Genomic DNA, 16,274 nt, shown 5'->3' on the forward strand with positions numbered 1-16,274 from the left:
AAAAGCCGAGAATTTCTCGGCTTTTTTACTTTCTACTTATTGCTCTTTAAGAACATCTTTCCTAACTACCCCTTAAATACCTCGGTATTAATTAGGCTAGGTGGTTTCTTACCAGCGAGTGCTGCACGCAAATTCTCAACCGCCAAATCGATCATTGCTCTACGGGTTTTTTCAGTTGCACTCGCAATGTGTGGAGCTAACACTACGTTGCTTAATTTCAATAACTCAGGATTGACCTTCGGCTCACCTTCGAATACATCTAAGCCAGCAGCAAAAATCTTTTTGTCTTTGAGTGCTTGAGCTAAAGCCATATCATCCACAATTCCACCCCGGGCAATATTGACAAGGGTCGCAGTGGGTTTCATGAGTGCAATTTCTTTCGCACCGATAGTATGATGGTTCTCTGGCGTGTAAGGTAAAACCAAAACAACGTGATCGGCAGTACGCAGTAATTCCTCTTTAGACACATAGCTCGCGCCACAGGCTTTTTCGTCAACCTCAGATAAACGATTGCGATTGTGATAGATTACCTTCATCCCAAAACCGAGTGCGCGCTTGGCAATCCCTTGGCCAATTCGACCCATTCCAATAATGCCGATGGTGCTGTGATGCAAATCCATACCCAAAGGGTTATGCACAATCGACCATTTATCCCAATGGCCTCCACGCACCCAATGTTCAGATTCAGTAATCCGTCTGGCGGTTGCCATCAATAAGGCAAAACCAAAATCAGCAGTGGTATCGGTCAACACATCGGGCGTATTAGTAGCCATTACACCAGCCACAGTAATTGCCGGCACATCAAAATTGTTATAGCCAACGGAGATATTGGCAACGATCTTCAAATTTTTGGCGTGAGCCAAAGCGGCAGCATCAATACGCTCACTTCCAGTCACTAATGCACCAGCAACACTCTCGAGTTCTTTCTGGAGCTCTTCTGGCGTGAGTACTTGATCTGCCTGGTTGGAGCGAACCTCAAAGGATTCCTCTAACTTTGCGAGTAAATCCGGAAATATTGCTCTCGCTACCAAAACTTTTGGTTTATTGCTCATGAATACCCTTTTATTAATCGATCAATTGCTTTTTGCATCAGCGGTAGTTTACCTAGGGTAGTGCCATGACCCTCGCAATCTCAGCTCAGGGTTTTATTATTGCAATGCACAATAAAAACCCTGAGCAACAAGGGGAAACCCTCAACCCCCTAGCTAGCGAATTCGATTAATCTTAGTAAGATTTTGTTTTACTAAGCCGTAATTTATTAAAAGCAACAACCATAGGAGATACAGATGTCTGAAACAACCAACAACAGCCCACGTCGTAAGTTCTTAAAGAACGCAGCCGTTGGCAGTGCCGGCGCAGCTGCAATGGCTTTCCCAATGATTTCTTCTGCGCAAACTGTGAACTTGCGCTTTCAATCTACCTGGCCAGCAAAAGATATTTTCCATGAGTACGCCAATGACTACGCTACTAAAGTGAATGCAATGTCAGGTGGTCGCCTCAAAATTGAAGTGCTACCAGCTGGTTCAGTAGTAAAGGCCTTCGATATGTTGGACGCTGTATCTAGTGGAACACTGGATGGCGGCCATGGCGTTTTGGCTTACTGGTACGGCAAAAGCCCAGCACTAGCACTATGGGGATCTGGTCCTGCTTTTGGTATGGATGCCAATACATTGCTATCTTGGAACCAATATGGTGGTGGTCAGCAATTGCTCAATGAGATCTATAGCGACCTTAAGCTCGACGTCGTTTCCTTCCCTTATGGTCCAATGCCAACTCAGCCATTAGGCTGGTTTAAAAAGCCAATCGCTAAAACGGATGATTTGAAGGGCTTGAAATACCGTACTGTTGGCTTGTCGATTGAGATCTTCACCGATATGGGTGCATCAGTTCAGGCCTTGCCTGGCGGCGAGATTATTCCAGCGATGGATCGCGGCGTTCTCGATGCAGCTGAGTTTAATAACGCGTCTTCAGACCGTATCCTCGGCTTCCCAGACGTATCTAAGATCAACATGCTCCAAAGCTTCCACCAGTCTTCAGAGCAATTTGAAATTATCTTCAATAAGAAGAAATTCAACTCCTTGCCTGCTGATCTTCAAGCCATTCTGAGCTATGGTACTCAAGCAGCTTCTGCTGATATGTCCTGGAAAGCAATCGATCGCTATTCCAAAGACTTCGCTGAGCTACAAACCAAAGACAAGGTGAAGTTCTACGCTACGCCGAAGTCTATTTTGGTAGCCCAGTTGAATGCTTGGGACAAGATTATTGCGAAAAAGGCTGCTGAACTCCCAATGTTCAAGAAGGTACTGGATTCACAAAAAGCCTTTGCCCAACGCGCAGTTCGCTGGGATTTGCTTGTAAACGTAGATATGAAGATCGCCTACGACCATTACTTCAAGGCTTAATTTGCCTTTATAATAGCGTTTTAAGAGTATCTGACCGGACGGTACCCCCGTCCGGTTTTTTATATTTCCCCAGAGAAATAAATAGTTGTTTTAGGAGAGTATTTCATGGATAAATTCATGCTGAGAGTAGATGAAATCAGCACTTTTGTAGGCAAAGCTGCTGCTTGGCTTGTGGTTCTACTGATGCTGATGGTCTTTACAGACGTTGTTCGGCGCTATGCATTCAATTCCCCATCGGCATGGATTGGTGAGCTATCTGTCATGGCATACGGCACTCTGTTTATGCTGTGTGGCGCCTATACCTTGGCACAAAACGGACACGTTCGTGGCGACTTCCTTTATGGCTCCATGAAACCCCGCACACAAGCAACTCTAGATTTGATTTTGTACATTACTTTTTTCCTGCCTGGAATTGCCGCTTTGGTTTATGCAGGCTATACCTATGCAGCAGAATCTTGGCGCATCGGCGAACACACGACTCAAATTGCTAATGGTCCGCCCCTCTATCCATTTAAAACCATCATTCCGATTGCAGGCGCATTTGTGCTCTTGCAAGGTGTGGTTGAAATTATGCGTTGCATTCTTTGCCTCAAGACAGGCGAATGGCCAGCCCGCTTAAAAGATGCAGAAGAAATCGATGTGATTGAACAGCAGTTAGCTTCTTCCACTCACGTTGATGAAGAAGCCCGTCAACTCGCAATCAAAAATGCCAAAAATATCGATGAAGCAGCACACCATCGCATTGGTCAAACTAAAGAGATAAATCATGAGTGATCCAATTCTTGGCTTAGCCATGCTCGGCTTGATTATTGTTGTAATCATGCTGGGCTTCCCAACCGCCTTTACCCTGATGGGCTTAGGAATGATGTTTGGTTTTGCAGCGTTTTATGATCCCTCACAAAGCTGGGCTGCAAACAAAGTGTTTACTCTCATGGTGCAAAGAACTTTTGGGGGTATGACGAATGATGTCCTGCTATCCATTCCGCTCTTTGTATTAATGGGCTATGTGATGGAACGAGGGGCGCTGGTAGATAAGATGTTCTACAGTATTCAGCTCGCATTTCGTCGTGTACCGGCCTCATTGGCTGTAGCTACTCTGATTGTTTGTACTTTCTGGGGTATCGCAAGTGGTCTCGTTGGCGCCGTAGTTGTTCTCATGGGTGTGATTGCCATGAAGCCTATGCTCAATGCAGGTTACGATACACGGCTTGCTGCTGGTGTTATTACCGCTGGAGGCACCTTAGGCATTTTGATCCCGCCTTCAGTAATGATCATTGTGTATGCGGCTGTTGCAGGCCAATCTGTCGTTAAGCTCTATGCTGCGGCGATGGTGCCAGGTTTCTTCCTGGCATTCTTATATTTGGTGTACATCATTGGTTGGGCTTTAATTAATCCTAAAGTCGCACCGAAGCTACCCCCAGAGCAACTCATCGTTCCAATTCCACCGACGATTCGTTTCCTGCGTGAGAACTATGCAAGCAATATGCTGCTTGCCACATTTAAAGCTTTGTTCTCGCCAGCAAAACTATTGAATGCGCCGGTTGACGCAAAGTTATCTTTTGGGAAAATTTTCAAAAATGTATTGGCTGCATTAACCCCATTAATCTTGGTTGCAGTGACTATGTGGGGAGTGTGGTGGTACGTCATGATTCATCAGCAATCTGCAAAAGATGCCTTGAACGTGCCAGTAGCAACACAAGTTGCCAAAGCTTCTACAAGCGCTGCAGAGCCGGTTGAGGAGACTCTAGTAGCTATTGATGCTACCTCCAACAACATTAGTAAATCCAAAGAGGTTGAAGAAGATGCACCTTTGGTTGCTCTCGATGCTGCCTCTGGAGATGATCCTACTGAAGCTGGCGCCGTGGCAGAAGCTGATACTGGACCACCAGAAAACTTCGAGCTGTATTTTGGCCTGACCTGCATCCTCTTCGGCTTGCTACTCATTTACTACTACATTAAGTTAGATGAAGAGCAGTTTGAAATCCTCAAACTATTGATTGAGTCTGTCATGCCTCTAGGCGTGCTGACTCTCTTAGTCTTGGCTGTCATCCTGCTTGGCATTACTACCGCAACTGAGTCTGCTGCAGTGGGCGCATTGGGTGCTTTCATTCTGGCACTACAAGCGGGCACCCTAGACTTTGAGCGCACTAAGCAAGCCGTTTTCTTGACAGCTAAAACAACATCGATGGTGTGCTGGTTGTTCGTAGGTTCAGCACTCTTCTCGGCTGTGTTTACGATTTTGGGCGGTCAATCGATCATTGAAAAATGGGTGCTCATGTTAGATCTGACGCCTATTCAGTTCATGCTGCTCTCTCAAGCGATCATCTTCTTCCTAGGATGGCCTTTAGAGTGGACTGAAATTATTGTTATTTTCGTGCCGATCTTCTTGCCTTTGTTAGCTCACTTCAACATCGATCCGCTCTTGTGGGGAACCTTGGTATTTGTGAACTTGCAAGCAGCATTCTTGTCACCACCGGTTGCGATGTCTGCCTTCTATCTCAAGGGTGTCTCGCCGCCGGGCGTCACACTCAATCAGATTTTTGCAGGCATGATGCCTTACATGTTCATTGTGATTGCCTGTATGGTCTTCATGTACATCTGGCCAGGTATGACATTGTGGCTACCGAAGTTCCTCTACGGAGGTTGATGTTAGGTAGTTTCAGTAAAAAAGCGCTCCTAAGGGAGCGCTTTTTTATGTCCACTGTAATGAATTAAGCAGCCTGTTTTAGCAACTCACTATTCGTCTTACCCAAAGCCAGCGTAAATAAACCTTGCCAGTAATTGAATGCTGCCAGCTCATCCTCATCTAACTCCATCTCAATAAAGGCTGGATGGCGAATTAAGGAAAGCCAAATACGGCAAAACATCTTATCCTCAAGACGAGAGGGTTTACTCACAAAGGGAATCTCTTCAAGATTGGGAATCATTTCATAAACACCCTCTTTATCGTCCATCTCTTGCTTATCTCTGCTTAAGCGCATCATTTCAAGCATCACGCGACCCAACTGATCGTAATGACCTTGCCAGCAAATAGGGGTTGCCGCAATCTCTTTTGTTTTCTGTAAATACTTACGGGCAAAGTCGCTCCAGGCATGCGCTAAATCAAACTCCGTTTTTACTTTAGCATTTTGCAGAGCAGTTGGTAAGTTGGTAGATTTCATTAACTCCAAACTGCGATCACTCCCAAAGGTGTAATCGATAATCAATAACGGTTTTGCTGTTTTATCGATCTGTAGCCGATACTCTTCCATAGTCCATTCTTTCTTGACAGGTTTTATTCATGTGAATGCCTAAAGTGTAATCAATTGAGGTTTATCTTCTGAAAACCAAAGCCCTAGGGAAAGCCCTTGCTTAGACTTCACTCTTACTCTCGACCGCCATATGGGTAAAGGCAATTTTTAATAGCGGGCAGTCTATAGATCCCTGATTAGCAAAGCCAATCAAATCACCCAAGATATGTTGATGTTCATTTTTCTTGCCTGCCAGCAAGTCTCTCAGCATCGAAGCAGTAAAAGGTGAGCCTTCTTTCGTCAGAATTTCTTGAGAGCTCAATTGAGTCTTCTCGGCAATGGGATGACCTTCACTACTAGCAATAGCACAGCATTCTGCGAACATTCGCTTGCTGAGATCTTTGCCATAAGGGGTTGCGGCAATTTCGCCAATAGAGCCGCGACAGATGGTTGTCATGCCTGCTAAGGTTGCCAAGAACACCCATTTATCCCACAAAGTTTGCTCAATATTCTCATGATAGAAAGCATCGAAATCGGTTTTTTTGCACAGTGAAAAGAGTTCCTGACTCAGTGCGACTTGTTGTGGTGTTCTCGGGCCTATTGTGAATGAACCCAATTCGGTTAGCTGTTTTACTGAGCCTGATTCAGAAATGGTTGCAGCGATATGGGCTACCCCACCCATCACCCGCTCTTTGCCGAACTGACGGTCCAAAACCTCGAAGTGCGTGAACCCGTTTAAAAAAGGTAGGATCACTCCTTGAGAGCTTGCTTTGGCAATCGACTTTAACGAATCATCCAAATCAAAGGCTTTGCAGGCCAAAATAATGAGGTCGTAAATAGGCTCCAACTGGGCGGCTAAGACCGTTTTAGGGTGAACCGTAAAGCTGCCCTTCGGAGTCTCGATAGTCAGCCCCTGGGCTTTAATCAGTTGCTGGCGCTGCTCACGTAATAAATAAGTGATATCCGCGCCTGACTGCTGCAATTTGGCCCCAAAAAAGCCCCCGATACCACCTGCCCCAACAATCAGTATTTTCATAATAGATGCTCTTTTTACTCAATTTTCAGCCCCTAGGATAGTCCTCATTTTGCAAAGCCACCAAAAGGGTCATAAGCGCTAAAAATGGCTCATTTCGGCTAAAATTGACCTTTTATAATTTCCCAATTCTTAATTTGGGCTCTTTAGATTAAACGCTATGACATACGTTGTTACCGAATCCTGCATCCGTTGCAAATACACCGACTGCGTCGATGTTTGTCCAGTTGACTGCTTTCGCGAAGGCCCCAACTTCTTAGTCATTGATCCAGACGAGTGCATTGACTGCGCAGTGTGCGTTCCTGAGTGCCCTGTCAATGCAATTTATGCGGAAGACGACGTCCCTGGAGATCAACAAGACTTCATCAAACTCAATGCTGAGCTTTCTTCATCATGGACATCCATCACTAAATCTAAGTCCGCCCTTCCAGACGCTGATGAGTGGAAAGATGTCAAAAACAAACTCGATCAGTTAGCAAAGTAATCCACAACTACACGAGCATTGATTTGTACTCACCCACAGAAGCTGACGCAGTCATCATTGGCGCCGGTCCTGTGGGCCTCTTCCAAGTCTTTGAACTTGGACTGCTCGATATCAAAACCCACGTCATTGACTCACTACCAGAAGCTGGTGGTCAATGTATAGAGCTCTATCCTGATAAACCCATTTACGATATTCCTGCGATACCGGTGTGTACTGGGCGTGAACTCACGCGTAACCTTCTCAAACAAATTGAACCTTTTAGTCCACAGTTTCATTTAGGGCAAGAAGTCACTCAACTCGAGAAACAAGCCGATGGCCGTTTTTTGATTGGCACATCACAGAATCACTACTTCCTGGCTAAGACCGTCTTTATTGCTGCCGGTGTTGGTGCCTTTCAACCCAGACTACTCAACCTAGAGGGCATTGATAGTTTAGTGGGTAAGCAAGTTTTCTATCACATCAAAGATCCAGAACGATTTATCGGCAAGCGTATTGTTATTTGCGGCGGTGGAGATTCCGCGCTCGATTGGGTCTTGTACTTTGCAGACAAAGTAGCGAGCGTCACCTTGATTCATCGTCGCGATGACTTTAAAGCGGCTCCACAATCTATTGCCAAAATGCGCGCACTGTGTGCCGCTGGAAAAATGCAATTACTCATTGGTCAAATTACTGGATACGAGACTAAAGAGGGTCAATTAACTGATATTGCGATCACCGACATTGATAGCAATACCACATTGCTTCCTTTGGATGATCTCTTGATCTTCTTTGGCCTCTCTCCCAAATTAGGCCCCATTGCAGAGTGGGGTCTTGATATTGATCGCAAGCAAATTACTGTCGATACTGAAAAGTTTCAGACCAGTATTCCAGGAATTTATGCAGTCGGTGACATCAATGTTTACCCCGGGAAAAAGAAACTCATTTTGTCAGGCTTTCATGAGGCGGCCTTAGCTGCTTTTGCGGCAGCCGCATACCTGAACCCTGAAAAACAAATCCAGTTGCAGTACACCACCACCTCCCCTAAGCTCCATAAGGCACTTGGGGTGAAGTCGCCCACATTCGAGTAAGCTATCCTTTCATTTATTTACTAAACCCCTTTTAGCCAATTTTTATGCGCCAATATCACGATCTCATGAAAGAAGTCCTTGCCAAGGGCGTCAATAAGTCAGATAGAACGGGTACTGGCACGATCTCAGTTTTTGGGCACCAGATGCGCTTTAATCTAGCTGAAGGCTTCCCCATGGTTACCACCAAGAAGCTCCACCTCAAATCCATCATTTACGAGTTGCTGTGGTTTCTCAAAGGTAGCACTGACAACAATTGGCTTAAAGAACGTGGCGTCTCTATCTGGAATGAATGGGCTGCACCTGATGGTGATCTAGGTCCGATTTATGGCTATCAATGGCGGTCATGGCCCGCACCAAATGGTCAGCACATTGATCAAATCACTGAAGTCCTTGAGACGATTAAAAAGAATCCAGACTCCCGTCGCATCATTGTTTCAGCATGGAACGTGGCGGATATTCCAAGGATGGCTTTAGCGCCATGCCACGCCTTCTTTCAGTTCTATGTGGCTGATGGCAAATTATCTTGCCAACTCTACCAACGCAGCGCTGATATCTTCCTCGGCGTGCCCTTTAATATCGCTAGCTATGCTTTGTTGACCCACATGATGGCCCAACAATGTAACTTAGAGGTAGGTGACTTTATTTGGACAGGTGGTGATTGCCACTTGTATAGCAATCACCTAGAACAAGTGGATCTTCAGCTCTCTCGAGATTTCTTCCCTCTGCCAAAGCTCAATATCTTGCGTAAACCTGCCTCGATCTTTGATTATGAATTCGAAGATTTTGAAATTGTTGGTTACGAATCGCATCCCCATATTAAAGCTCCAGTAGCTGTTTAAGAAATCTCTCAGACATGACACAACCTGCTATCTCGATGATTGTTGCGCGCTCACGAAACCACGTGATCGGTCGCGACAATCAAATGCCCTGGAAAATCTCGGCAGACTTGCAATTCTTCAAGCGCGTCACTATGGGCTACCCGGTTATTATGGGTCGCAAGACTTGGGAATCCATTGGTCGCCCGCTGCCAGGACGACGGAATATCGTTGTCAGCCGTAATGCCAACTATGAGACTGCTGGTGGAGAACTTGCTAGCTCTCTAGATGCGGCCCTCAATCAATTAAATGAAGCCCCAAGAGTATTTGTAATTGGTGGCGAACAATTATTTACCCAAGCCTTTGATAAAGCAGATCGCCTATACATTACCGAGATCGAGATGGATGTTCAAGGTGGTGATACTTTCTTTGAAATCCCTAACGAATCCGCCTGGAAAGAAGTAGAACGTACCCCAGGCTCAGAAAACAATATTCATTTTAATTTTGTGACGCTTGAGCGCAAATAAAAAGGACTCCTCGGAGTCCTTTTTATTCTGAGTATCAAACTCAATACATCGCTATTACTGAACAACGATTTTTGAATTCTTTGCAATCCCAGAAACAAATTCAAATTGCTTCCTCTGCGCTAGGCCAGCACGAATCGCTGGTTTGGCCTGCTCAAAAGTAGGTGGCTTACTGGACTTTTTATCTTCCAGCTTTACTAAATACCAACCCTGTTGCAATTGAATCGGAGCAGATGTTTGCCCTTTTCCAAGATTGACTAAAACAGCAGATATTTGCGGTGGTACTTGGCCAGGTTGAACCCAGCCTGCAGCACCGCCTTGTGCTTTATTCGGCGCTAATGAAACGCTTTTAGCCACCTTATCAAAGGCTTCGCCCTTCTTAATACGATTTAAAGCAGCCTGAGCATCTGCCTCTGTGGCTAGCGCAATATCACTAATCTTGTATTCCATGATCATGCCTTGAGGGCCAAGGGATGCTACCTGCTTGTTGTACTCTGCCTGAATATCGGCATCGGTAATCGGATTTTGCGCCATGAAAGTAGACAGCTCTAGGTCTGCCAAATAATTTTGGCGAATCATCGTCAGCTGAGCATTGGCTTTTTCAGAATTGGCTAAACCATCTTTTTCAGCTTGCTGTGATAACAACAATACCTCGATGAACTTCTCTATCACCATTTTACGTAGCTCGGGAGAATCCTTTTGACCTTGTGAGATTGCAACTTTGATACCTTGCTCAACCATATCGTTTGTAATGATGGCGCCATTCACCGAGGCTGCGGCATTAATAGGTAAACCGCTTTGCTGTGCATATGCAGCACTACACAATGCAAAACTCAAAAGACCGGCACAAATCAGGTGTACTGACCTTGGTTTTAATGGAGACATAAATGGTTTCATCAGGTTTGATCTTTCTAGACTTTCTTAAAAGTAGCCCTAATAGTAACAGCAGCCTCAACAGTAAAATAAACTGATGTGCGTTCAATACCTCACCACCGTCAATATCGATTGGGTCAAAGCCTACTTTGATCTCGATCTACCAACATCCAGCACGCATGATGTGTTTCCAACCTATCCTGGAACAATCATTCTAAAAAGTCATAATACCCAACGCACTGCCATTGGTCCTGCGCGTTTTGGCTTGATACCGTCTTGGGCAAAAGATGAAGACTTTGGCAGGAAAACCTATAACGCCAGATCTGAAACTGTCAGCCAAAAACCCTCATATAAACAGGCATGGTCTCAGCGGCACTTCGCACTCGCTCTGGCAGATGCTTTTTATGAACCCTGCTATGAATCTGGCAGGGCAGTGCGCACCAAAATTCAACAGGCCAATCTTGAGCCCATGGCAATCGCCTCTATTTGGGATACCTGGACTGAACCAGAAACTGGCGAACTGATTGTGTCATTCTCAATGCTGACGATCAATGCAAATCATCATCCATTAATGAATCGATGCCATCAGCCTGAAGATGAAAAGCGCACAGTCGTCCCATTGCGACCTGAACTATTTAATGATTGGCTTAACGCTACCCCTGATACAGCAAAATCACTCCTCAGTCTTGATGCAATCCCCGAATTAATTTTCTCTGATTGATTTCAAATCCAAAAGTACTAAAAAGAAATCGCCGGGGTCATGGGCTGGTAGGGTGCTGCCGACTCTGTTTCCAAAGCTTCAGCCTCTTGTTCGCCAACAGGGGCATTGAAAAACTTGGAATTTAACTGTGGTGGTTGCTGCAAATTCATTTGCTGTTGATTTGATCCAACCGGCCCAAAAGGCCCTTCTGCTGGAGAAATTTTTTGCTCATTAAAAGCTTTTAACTGTTCAGGGGTATAGGGAGAAAAGGTCTGCATTCCTTGGTTTGATGGGGTTTGCGCGCTGGCTGAACATCCCAATAACAGTAGGCATACTGCTAACTGAATACGGATAGTATTCATCCTACTTCCTGACCAATAAGGTAATTCTGTCTCGCACCACGGGAAGTCTAATCGATAGCAGTAACAGTATTACTCCGGCATAAATCGATACAGTCTGCAAGTCATTTTTACCAGCCTTATGCCACCAGTAGTGAGCAATCACCGTACAAGCAATGACATAGATTAATCGATGTAATAAGCTCCAACGACGTCCCAACTGGCGGACTGCCCAGTGGTTTGATGTGATGGCCAAAGGTATTAATAAAACGAAACTCAAAAATCCCATGGTGATAAATGGTCTTTTGAGAACATCATGGATCATCGCCTGAACATCGAGACTCTGATCCAAGAAAAACCAAATGGCGAAATGAACGCAGGCATAGAAAAAACAAAACAGTCCAAACATACGACGATATTTGATTCCCAGACTAGATCCTGTCAAGACACGTAAGGGTGTCATTGCGAGGGTGATACATAAAAATACTAAAGCCCAAGTTCCAGTAGAGCGCGTCATAAACTCGATGGGATTAGCGCCTAAGTCATCCATATATCCCAGCCATACCAAACGCCCCAAGGGAATAAGGGAGATCAGAAACAAGATGCTTTTGAGATACTTCATGAGTAGATGTTAAACGACCCCATCAATATTCTCTGATGGGGTCGCTATTTTTGCTAAGCTTGGACCGAATAAAACAAATGAATCTATGCCAAGCTCAATCCTTCTTTGTAAAGCGGGAAGTTGCGAACTGGTCTTCCAATGGCTGCAGAGACGGCATTAGCAACTGCTGGCCCAACCACACAAATCGTTGGCTCACCTACTCCACCCCAGAAATCATAAGTTGGCACAAGAACCGTTTCAATTCGAGGTGTAGAGGCTAGTTTGAGCATTGGGTAAGAATCTAAATTCTGTTGCTTAATGCGTCCATTTTCAACCGAGATCTCTGGATTAAAGATGGCACCCAAAGCCATAGCTACAGAACCTTCAATTTGCTCACGCGTTAAATAGGGATTCACCACATGGCCAGAGTTCAAAGCAAATACCAGGCGCTTAACGTGCACCATATTGCCATCGACTGAGACCTCAGCAACGCAAGCCGAGTAACTGGCATATCCCATGAACTGCGCTACTCCCCGGAAAGTTCCTGCTGGCAGTGGCTTATCCCAATTTGCTTTTTGGGCCGCCGCATTGAGTACGCCTAAATGTTTCGGATGACTTTGCATCACAGCCTGCCTAAATTTGACAGGATCCTTGCCGGCTGCTTTGGCGCACTCATCCATAAAGCATTCCATAAAAATACCGTTCTGGTTGGTATTCACACCACGCCATGGGCCCACGGGCACATGCGTATTCTTCATGACATATTCAGTCAACAAGGTTGGGAATGTGTAACCTAGCTGCGCATCAGGGCCATTCTCATAAAGACCTTGAAGTTGGCGCTCATCCTTGCCATTTTTGATATTCTGAGGAGCAAGCGTGGCATTAATCGATTGGCCTGCGACTTTGATATGCATACCAGTGATATTGCCACCAGCATCGATACCCGCAGTCATTTTTGCCATCGCAATGGGATGGTAGAAGTCATGCGTCATATCTTCTTCGCGGCTCCAGAGCACTTTCACTGGCACGCCGGGATATTTCATCGCGACCTTGGCAGCAAAAGTGGTGAAGTCTTGTGTGGAACCACGACGACCTAGGCCACAACCAGAATCCAATTTATATATTTCACAATTAGCCAGCGGAATTCCCGTTGCCTCTGATAATGCCGCTAAAGATCCCTCACCATTTTGGGTGGGTACCCAAGCCTCAGCACGATCGCCACTAATTTTGACAGTCGCATTCATCGGCTCCATAGTCACGTGAGCTTGAAAGGGCGTGAAATAAATGGCTTCTACTTTTTTGGCAGAACTATTGATTACTTCGGGCGCATCACCTACCTTGCGTTGCCAGAAGTCACCCTGCTCATCCAAGCCAGCGCGGAGCATTTTGTTAATGTCACCCTGAGAAACATTAGCGCTCTTACCCTCATCCCAAACTATTGGCAAAGTATTCAAAGCAGTATTGGCACGCCACCAAGTGTCTGCAACTACCGCGAGTGTGCTGTCATTAATCTGTACCACGCCTTTAACACCGCGCATATTTTTGATCTTTGATTCGTCATAACTCACCAGCTTGCCACCAAATACTGGGCACGACTTCACCGATGCACTCAACATCCCAGGCATCTGTAAATCTGCGCCATACACTTTAGTACCGTTCACTTTGTTTGCCGTATCTAAACGCGCATAAGGCTGACCGGCCACTTTCCAGTTGCGAGGATCTCTTAAGGTAATTGATTTTGGATCAGGCGGAGTCAAGGTAGATGCGAGTTCCGCTACTTTTCCATAGGTAGTTTTTCGGCCTGATGGCGCATGGGTAATCACACCCTTATCCACCTTGAGTTCAGATACAGGAACGTTCCACTGGTTTGCAGCGGCTTGAACTAACATGATGCGAGCAGCAGCAGCACCACGACGCACATAATCCTCAGAGATGCGAATACCACGGCTGCCACCAGTTCCGTGCTCACCCCATACCCGCTTACGAGCTAAGCTTTGTCCAGGGGTTGCAGATTGGGTTTTAACATTTTTCCAGTTGCACTCTAACTCTTCTGTAACGAGTTGCGCTAAGCCCGTACGGGTACCTTGGCCCATCTCTGAACGCGCAATTCTGATGTATACCGTGTCATCGGGCTTGATGCTAACCCAAGCATTGACCTCAGCCTCACCAGCCTTGGTCGGTGTATTTGGGTCATATTGACCAGCTTGCGCAAAAGCAAACTCTGGCAAAACACCTACACCCAACATGAGGCCACCACCAACTAGGGTACCTTTGATAATAAAGTCGCGACGTGAATGATTTTCTAGTGTCATCTTCTTCTCCTTAACCACGAGTCGCTGGAGAAGCTTGGTATTGCGCCAATACTTCCGCTAATTTTTTCTGACCAGAGGCGACATGAATGCCATCCCGAATTTTTTGATAGGTGCCACAACGACAGATATTCGACATCGCATTATCAATATCGGCATCAGTAGGCTTTGGTATTCTTTTTAATAAGGCTGCTGCTGCCATGACCTGACCAGACTGGCAATAGCCACATTGCGGAACATCGAGTGCGATCCAGGCTTTTTGCACAGGATGACTATTGTCTTTAGAAAGTGATTCGATCGTGGTGATCTTAGCGGCACCAACCACAGATACTGGAACAGAGCATGAACGTACCGGCTCACCATTCATATAGACGGTGCAGGCGCCGCATTGAGCCACTCCGCAGCCGTACTTTGTACCTGTCAATCCGACCACTTCGCGGATAGCCCACAATAAGGGCATATTGGGTTCTACGTCGATATTATGTGTCTGACCATTAATATTGAGCTGCATATTGCCTCCTATTTATTATTTTCAAATGACTATAAATCATTATTGGTTTTTTGTGGGCGCATATCAATTTCTCCCGCCGCCAGGGGTAATTTGCTATTCTGAGCCATCAATTAAGGATATTTATGACAAACGAAAATCAAACCCAAAACGACGAAGATTTTGACTATGGGTGCGAATGTGCCATGACCCTACTCAATGAGCCAACCGAAGATTGCCTCAATGACTTAATTGACGAGTTAGACGAAGACGGCATGATTGCTACCGAAGTGGTCTACGGCTTACTAGCGACGATTTTGATGAGCCTAAATGAAGAAGATCACGAAGGCGAAGAACATTAACTTCTAAGTCTGGACCTGTAAGGCAAAAGCGTCCATGGCTTTTGCCATCTGAATATCCAATGCAGTCAACGCTTTTGCTGAGTGAGTGCTGAGGTGCACCACCACCTTATTCCAAGAATTGGTCCAATCTGGATGATGATCAATCTCCTCAGCATATTGGGCACATAAAGTCATAAAGGCGAATGCCTGCTTAAAGTCCTGAAAAATAAACTCCCGGGTCAATTGAATACCGGAGGGTTCGAGCACCCAAAGAGGAATCACTCCTTTAAAGTCAAAGTCGATTGTTAAAGCCTGCTGACTCATTTAAGCTCCACACTTTGCGATAAGCATTTCAAATCCTCTGCATCAAGCCAACGCCATTGACCCTCAGCGAGATCTGCTGGCATGACATAAGCGCCGATTTCAGCGCGATGTAACTTGGCCACATGATTACCCACTGCAGCTATCATACGCTTTACCTGATGATAGCGACCCTCCACAATTGTCATTGCTAAGACATGCTCGGAAAGCTGCTTACAAGCGGTGGCATAACATGGCTTTGGATCATCATCCAGAACGACGCCATTCATCAGGTGATCGATTTGAGATTGTGTAATTGGTTCTGGTGTTGTGATTTCATAGACTTTGCCGATATTCTTTTTTGGCGTTGTCATTTTATGAATGAACTGACCATCATCAGAAATCAAGAGTAGCCCTGTAGTGTCATAGTCTAAACGCCCAACACATTGCAAGCCCCGCTCAACGAAAGGAGCTGGCAATAGACTGTACACACTAGGGTGATGCGCAGTCTTATGAGAGCACTCGTAGTTGGGGGGCTTGTTAAAAGCGATATACGCTTTTTCGTGATACTCCCAATCTGCACCCTCGACGTTGAGAACAAGTCCTTCAGTCGCAATGCGCTCCTCTGGATCCTCTGCTAATACACCGTTGACCTTCACGAGGTCCGCATAGACCAAATCGCTGCAATAGCGTCGTGTACCAAAGCCTTGGCTAAAGAGAATTTTTTCAAGGGAAATCGGTTTTGCCATATGCTGCAGAGCATACTACAG

General features: G+C 45.6%; 19 protein-coding genes. 9 read left to right on the forward strand and 10 right to left on the reverse strand.

What is annotated here, in order from left to right:
• Window positions 1-65 precede the first annotated feature (65 nt).
• Window positions 66-1,052: a D-glycerate dehydrogenase gene (locus ICN35_RS04105; protein ID WP_216124478.1), complete on the reverse strand. Its 987-nt coding sequence runs from the start codon at window positions 1,050-1,052 to the stop codon at window positions 66-68.
• A gap of 234 nt (window positions 1,053-1,286) precedes the next feature.
• Between ICN35_RS04105 and ICN35_RS04110 the strand changes: the two genes are divergently transcribed.
• The 3 genes from ICN35_RS04110 to ICN35_RS04120 all read left to right on the forward strand — a co-directional run bounded on the left by ICN35_RS04110 (window position 1,287) and on the right by ICN35_RS04120 (window position 5,049).
• Window positions 1,287-2,402: a TRAP transporter substrate-binding protein gene (locus tag ICN35_RS04110; protein ID WP_216124479.1), complete on the forward strand. Its 1,116-nt coding sequence runs from the start codon at window positions 1,287-1,289 to the stop codon at window positions 2,400-2,402.
• Window positions 2,403-2,507: 105 nt separating this feature from the next.
• Window positions 2,508-3,176, forward strand: coding sequence for a TRAP transporter small permease subunit (locus ICN35_RS04115; protein ID WP_215296401.1), 669 nt, complete (start codon window positions 2,508-2,510; stop codon window positions 3,174-3,176).
• Window positions 3,169-5,049, forward strand: coding sequence for a TRAP transporter large permease subunit (locus ICN35_RS04120; RefSeq protein WP_216124481.1), 1,881 nt, complete (start codon window positions 3,169-3,171; stop codon window positions 5,047-5,049). The genes ICN35_RS04115 and ICN35_RS04120 overlap by 8 nt, the downstream gene beginning before the upstream one ends.
• 64 nt (window positions 5,050-5,113) lie before the next feature.
• Here the strand turns inward: ICN35_RS04120 and ICN35_RS04125 are convergent, their stop codons facing one another.
• Window positions 5,114-5,653: a hypothetical protein gene (locus ICN35_RS04125; RefSeq protein WP_215296399.1), complete on the reverse strand. Its 540-nt coding sequence runs from the start codon at window positions 5,651-5,653 to the stop codon at window positions 5,114-5,116.
• A 100-nt stretch (window positions 5,654-5,753) separates the two neighbouring features.
• Window positions 5,754-6,668 (reverse strand): ketopantoate reductase family protein, encoded by a 915-nt coding sequence (locus ICN35_RS04130; protein ID WP_216124482.1) that lies wholly within the window; start codon window positions 6,666-6,668, stop codon window positions 5,754-5,756.
• A 157-nt stretch (window positions 6,669-6,825) separates the two neighbouring features.
• On the opposite strand from ICN35_RS04130, the gene fdxA reads away from it, so the two are divergent.
• The 4 genes from fdxA to ICN35_RS04150 are packed head-to-tail and all read left to right on the forward strand — an operon-like array spanning window position 6,826 to window position 9,558.
• Window positions 6,826-7,149 (forward strand): ferredoxin FdxA, encoded by a 324-nt coding sequence (gene fdxA, locus ICN35_RS04135; RefSeq protein ID WP_215296397.1) that lies wholly within the window; start codon window positions 6,826-6,828, stop codon window positions 7,147-7,149.
• A 23-nt stretch (window positions 7,150-7,172) separates the two neighbouring features.
• Window positions 7,173-8,216, forward strand: a complete 1,044-nt coding sequence (locus tag ICN35_RS04140) for an NAD(P)/FAD-dependent oxidoreductase (RefSeq protein ID WP_216860805.1) — start codon at window positions 7,173-7,175, stop codon at window positions 8,214-8,216.
• A gap of 44 nt (window positions 8,217-8,260) precedes the next feature.
• A complete protein-coding gene (locus tag ICN35_RS04145; RefSeq protein ID WP_216124484.1) occupies window positions 8,261-9,055 on the forward strand; it encodes a thymidylate synthase in 795 nt (264 codons plus the stop codon).
• Window positions 9,056-9,069: 14 nt separating this feature from the next.
• A complete protein-coding gene (locus ICN35_RS04150; protein ID WP_216124485.1) occupies window positions 9,070-9,558 on the forward strand; it encodes a dihydrofolate reductase in 489 nt (162 codons plus the stop codon).
• 54 nt (window positions 9,559-9,612) lie between these two features.
• On the opposite strand, the gene ICN35_RS04155 is transcribed toward ICN35_RS04150, so the two are convergent.
• On the reverse strand, window positions 9,613-10,452 hold the full coding sequence (locus ICN35_RS04155) for a peptidylprolyl isomerase (RefSeq protein WP_216124486.1): 840 nt from the start codon (window positions 10,450-10,452) through the stop codon (window positions 9,613-9,615).
• Window positions 10,453-10,525: 73 nt separating this feature from the next.
• Here ICN35_RS04155 and ICN35_RS04160 point away from each other — a divergent pair, with 73 nt between their 5' ends.
• Window positions 10,526-11,149, forward strand: coding sequence for an SOS response-associated peptidase (locus ICN35_RS04160; protein ID WP_216124487.1), 624 nt, complete (start codon window positions 10,526-10,528; stop codon window positions 11,147-11,149).
• A gap of 17 nt (window positions 11,150-11,166) precedes the next feature.
• On the opposite strand, the gene ICN35_RS04165 is transcribed toward ICN35_RS04160, so the two are convergent.
• The 4 genes from ICN35_RS04165 to ICN35_RS04180 all read right to left on the reverse strand — a co-directional run bounded on the left by ICN35_RS04165 (window position 11,167) and on the right by ICN35_RS04180 (window position 14,887).
• On the reverse strand, window positions 11,167-11,490 hold the full coding sequence (locus ICN35_RS04165; protein WP_255535701.1) for a hypothetical protein: 324 nt from the start codon (window positions 11,488-11,490) through the stop codon (window positions 11,167-11,169).
• A gap of 1 nt (window position 11,491) precedes the next feature.
• Window positions 11,492-12,088 carry a sulfite oxidase heme-binding subunit YedZ gene (locus tag ICN35_RS04170; RefSeq protein ID WP_216124488.1) on the reverse strand — a complete coding sequence of 199 codons (597 nt, stop codon included), beginning with the start codon at window positions 12,086-12,088 and terminating at the stop codon, window positions 11,492-11,494.
• Between the two features lie 83 nt (window positions 12,089-12,171).
• Entirely contained in the window at window positions 12,172-14,379 is a 2,208-nt protein-coding gene (locus ICN35_RS04175; protein ID WP_216124489.1) for a xanthine dehydrogenase family protein molybdopterin-binding subunit, read from the reverse strand.
• A gap of 10 nt (window positions 14,380-14,389) precedes the next feature.
• Window positions 14,390-14,887 (reverse strand): (2Fe-2S)-binding protein, encoded by a 498-nt coding sequence (locus ICN35_RS04180; RefSeq protein WP_215296390.1) that lies wholly within the window; start codon window positions 14,885-14,887, stop codon window positions 14,390-14,392.
• Window positions 14,888-15,009: 122 nt separating this feature from the next.
• On the opposite strand from ICN35_RS04180, the gene ICN35_RS04185 reads away from it, so the two are divergent.
• On the forward strand, window positions 15,010-15,225 hold the full coding sequence (locus tag ICN35_RS04185; protein ID WP_215296389.1) for a hypothetical protein: 216 nt from the start codon (window positions 15,010-15,012) through the stop codon (window positions 15,223-15,225).
• Between the two features lie 3 nt (window positions 15,226-15,228).
• Here ICN35_RS04185 and ICN35_RS04190 read toward each other — a convergent pair whose 3' ends face one another.
• The gene (locus ICN35_RS04190; RefSeq protein ID WP_215296388.1) at window positions 15,229-15,528 is read right to left on the reverse strand and encodes a 4a-hydroxytetrahydrobiopterin dehydratase; all 300 of its coding nucleotides are present in this window, start codon (window positions 15,526-15,528) and stop codon (window positions 15,229-15,231) included.
• A complete protein-coding gene (locus tag ICN35_RS04195) occupies window positions 15,525-16,253 on the reverse strand; it encodes a pseudouridine synthase (protein ID WP_216124491.1) in 729 nt (242 codons plus the stop codon). Before ICN35_RS04195 ends, ICN35_RS04190 begins: the two co-directional genes overlap by 4 nt.
• Window positions 16,254-16,274 lie beyond the last annotated feature (21 nt).

It is taken from the genome of Polynucleobacter sp. es-GGE-1 (assembly GCF_018882005.1).
Classification (GTDB): Bacteria; Pseudomonadota; Gammaproteobacteria; order Burkholderiales; family Burkholderiaceae; genus Polynucleobacter.

Coding starts and splice junctions, on each gene's coding strand:
- ICN35_RS04190 (WP_215296388.1), bottom strand. CDS start 15,528: ATGAGTCAGCAGGCTTTAACAATCGACTTTGACTTTAAAGGAGTGATT.
- ICN35_RS04185 (WP_215296389.1), top strand. CDS start 15,010: ATGACAAACGAAAATCAAACCCAAAACGACGAAGATTTTGACTATGGG.
- ICN35_RS04195 (WP_216124491.1), bottom strand. CDS start 16,253: ATGGCAAAACCGATTTCCCTTGAAAAAATTCTCTTTAGCCAAGGCTTT.
- ICN35_RS04180 (WP_215296390.1), bottom strand. CDS start 14,887: ATGCAGCTCAATATTAATGGTCAGACACATAATATCGACGTAGAACCC.
- fdxA (WP_215296397.1), top strand. CDS start 6,826: ATGACATACGTTGTTACCGAATCCTGCATCCGTTGCAAATACACCGAC.
- ICN35_RS04145 (WP_216124484.1), top strand. CDS start 8,261: ATGCGCCAATATCACGATCTCATGAAAGAAGTCCTTGCCAAGGGCGTC.
- ICN35_RS04150 (WP_216124485.1), top strand. CDS start 9,070: ATGACACAACCTGCTATCTCGATGATTGTTGCGCGCTCACGAAACCAC.
- ICN35_RS04175 (WP_216124489.1), bottom strand. CDS start 14,379: ATGACACTAGAAAATCATTCACGTCGCGACTTTATTATCAAAGGTACC.
- ICN35_RS04160 (WP_216124487.1), top strand. CDS start 10,526: ATGTGCGTTCAATACCTCACCACCGTCAATATCGATTGGGTCAAAGCC.
- ICN35_RS04165 (WP_255535701.1), bottom strand. CDS start 11,490: ATGAATACTATCCGTATTCAGTTAGCAGTATGCCTACTGTTATTGGGA.
- ICN35_RS04120 (WP_216124481.1), top strand. CDS start 3,169: ATGAGTGATCCAATTCTTGGCTTAGCCATGCTCGGCTTGATTATTGTT.
- ICN35_RS04105 (WP_216124478.1), bottom strand. CDS start 1,052: ATGAGCAATAAACCAAAAGTTTTGGTAGCGAGAGCAATATTTCCGGAT.
- ICN35_RS04110 (WP_216124479.1), top strand. CDS start 1,287: ATGTCTGAAACAACCAACAACAGCCCACGTCGTAAGTTCTTAAAGAAC.
- ICN35_RS04115 (WP_215296401.1), top strand. CDS start 2,508: ATGGATAAATTCATGCTGAGAGTAGATGAAATCAGCACTTTTGTAGGC.
- ICN35_RS04155 (WP_216124486.1), bottom strand. CDS start 10,452: ATGAAACCATTTATGTCTCCATTAAAACCAAGGTCAGTACACCTGATT.
- ICN35_RS04130 (WP_216124482.1), bottom strand. CDS start 6,668: ATGAAAATACTGATTGTTGGGGCAGGTGGTATCGGGGGCTTTTTTGGG.
- ICN35_RS04170 (WP_216124488.1), bottom strand. CDS start 12,088: ATGAAGTATCTCAAAAGCATCTTGTTTCTGATCTCCCTTATTCCCTTG.
- ICN35_RS04125 (WP_215296399.1), bottom strand. CDS start 5,653: ATGGAAGAGTATCGGCTACAGATCGATAAAACAGCAAAACCGTTATTG.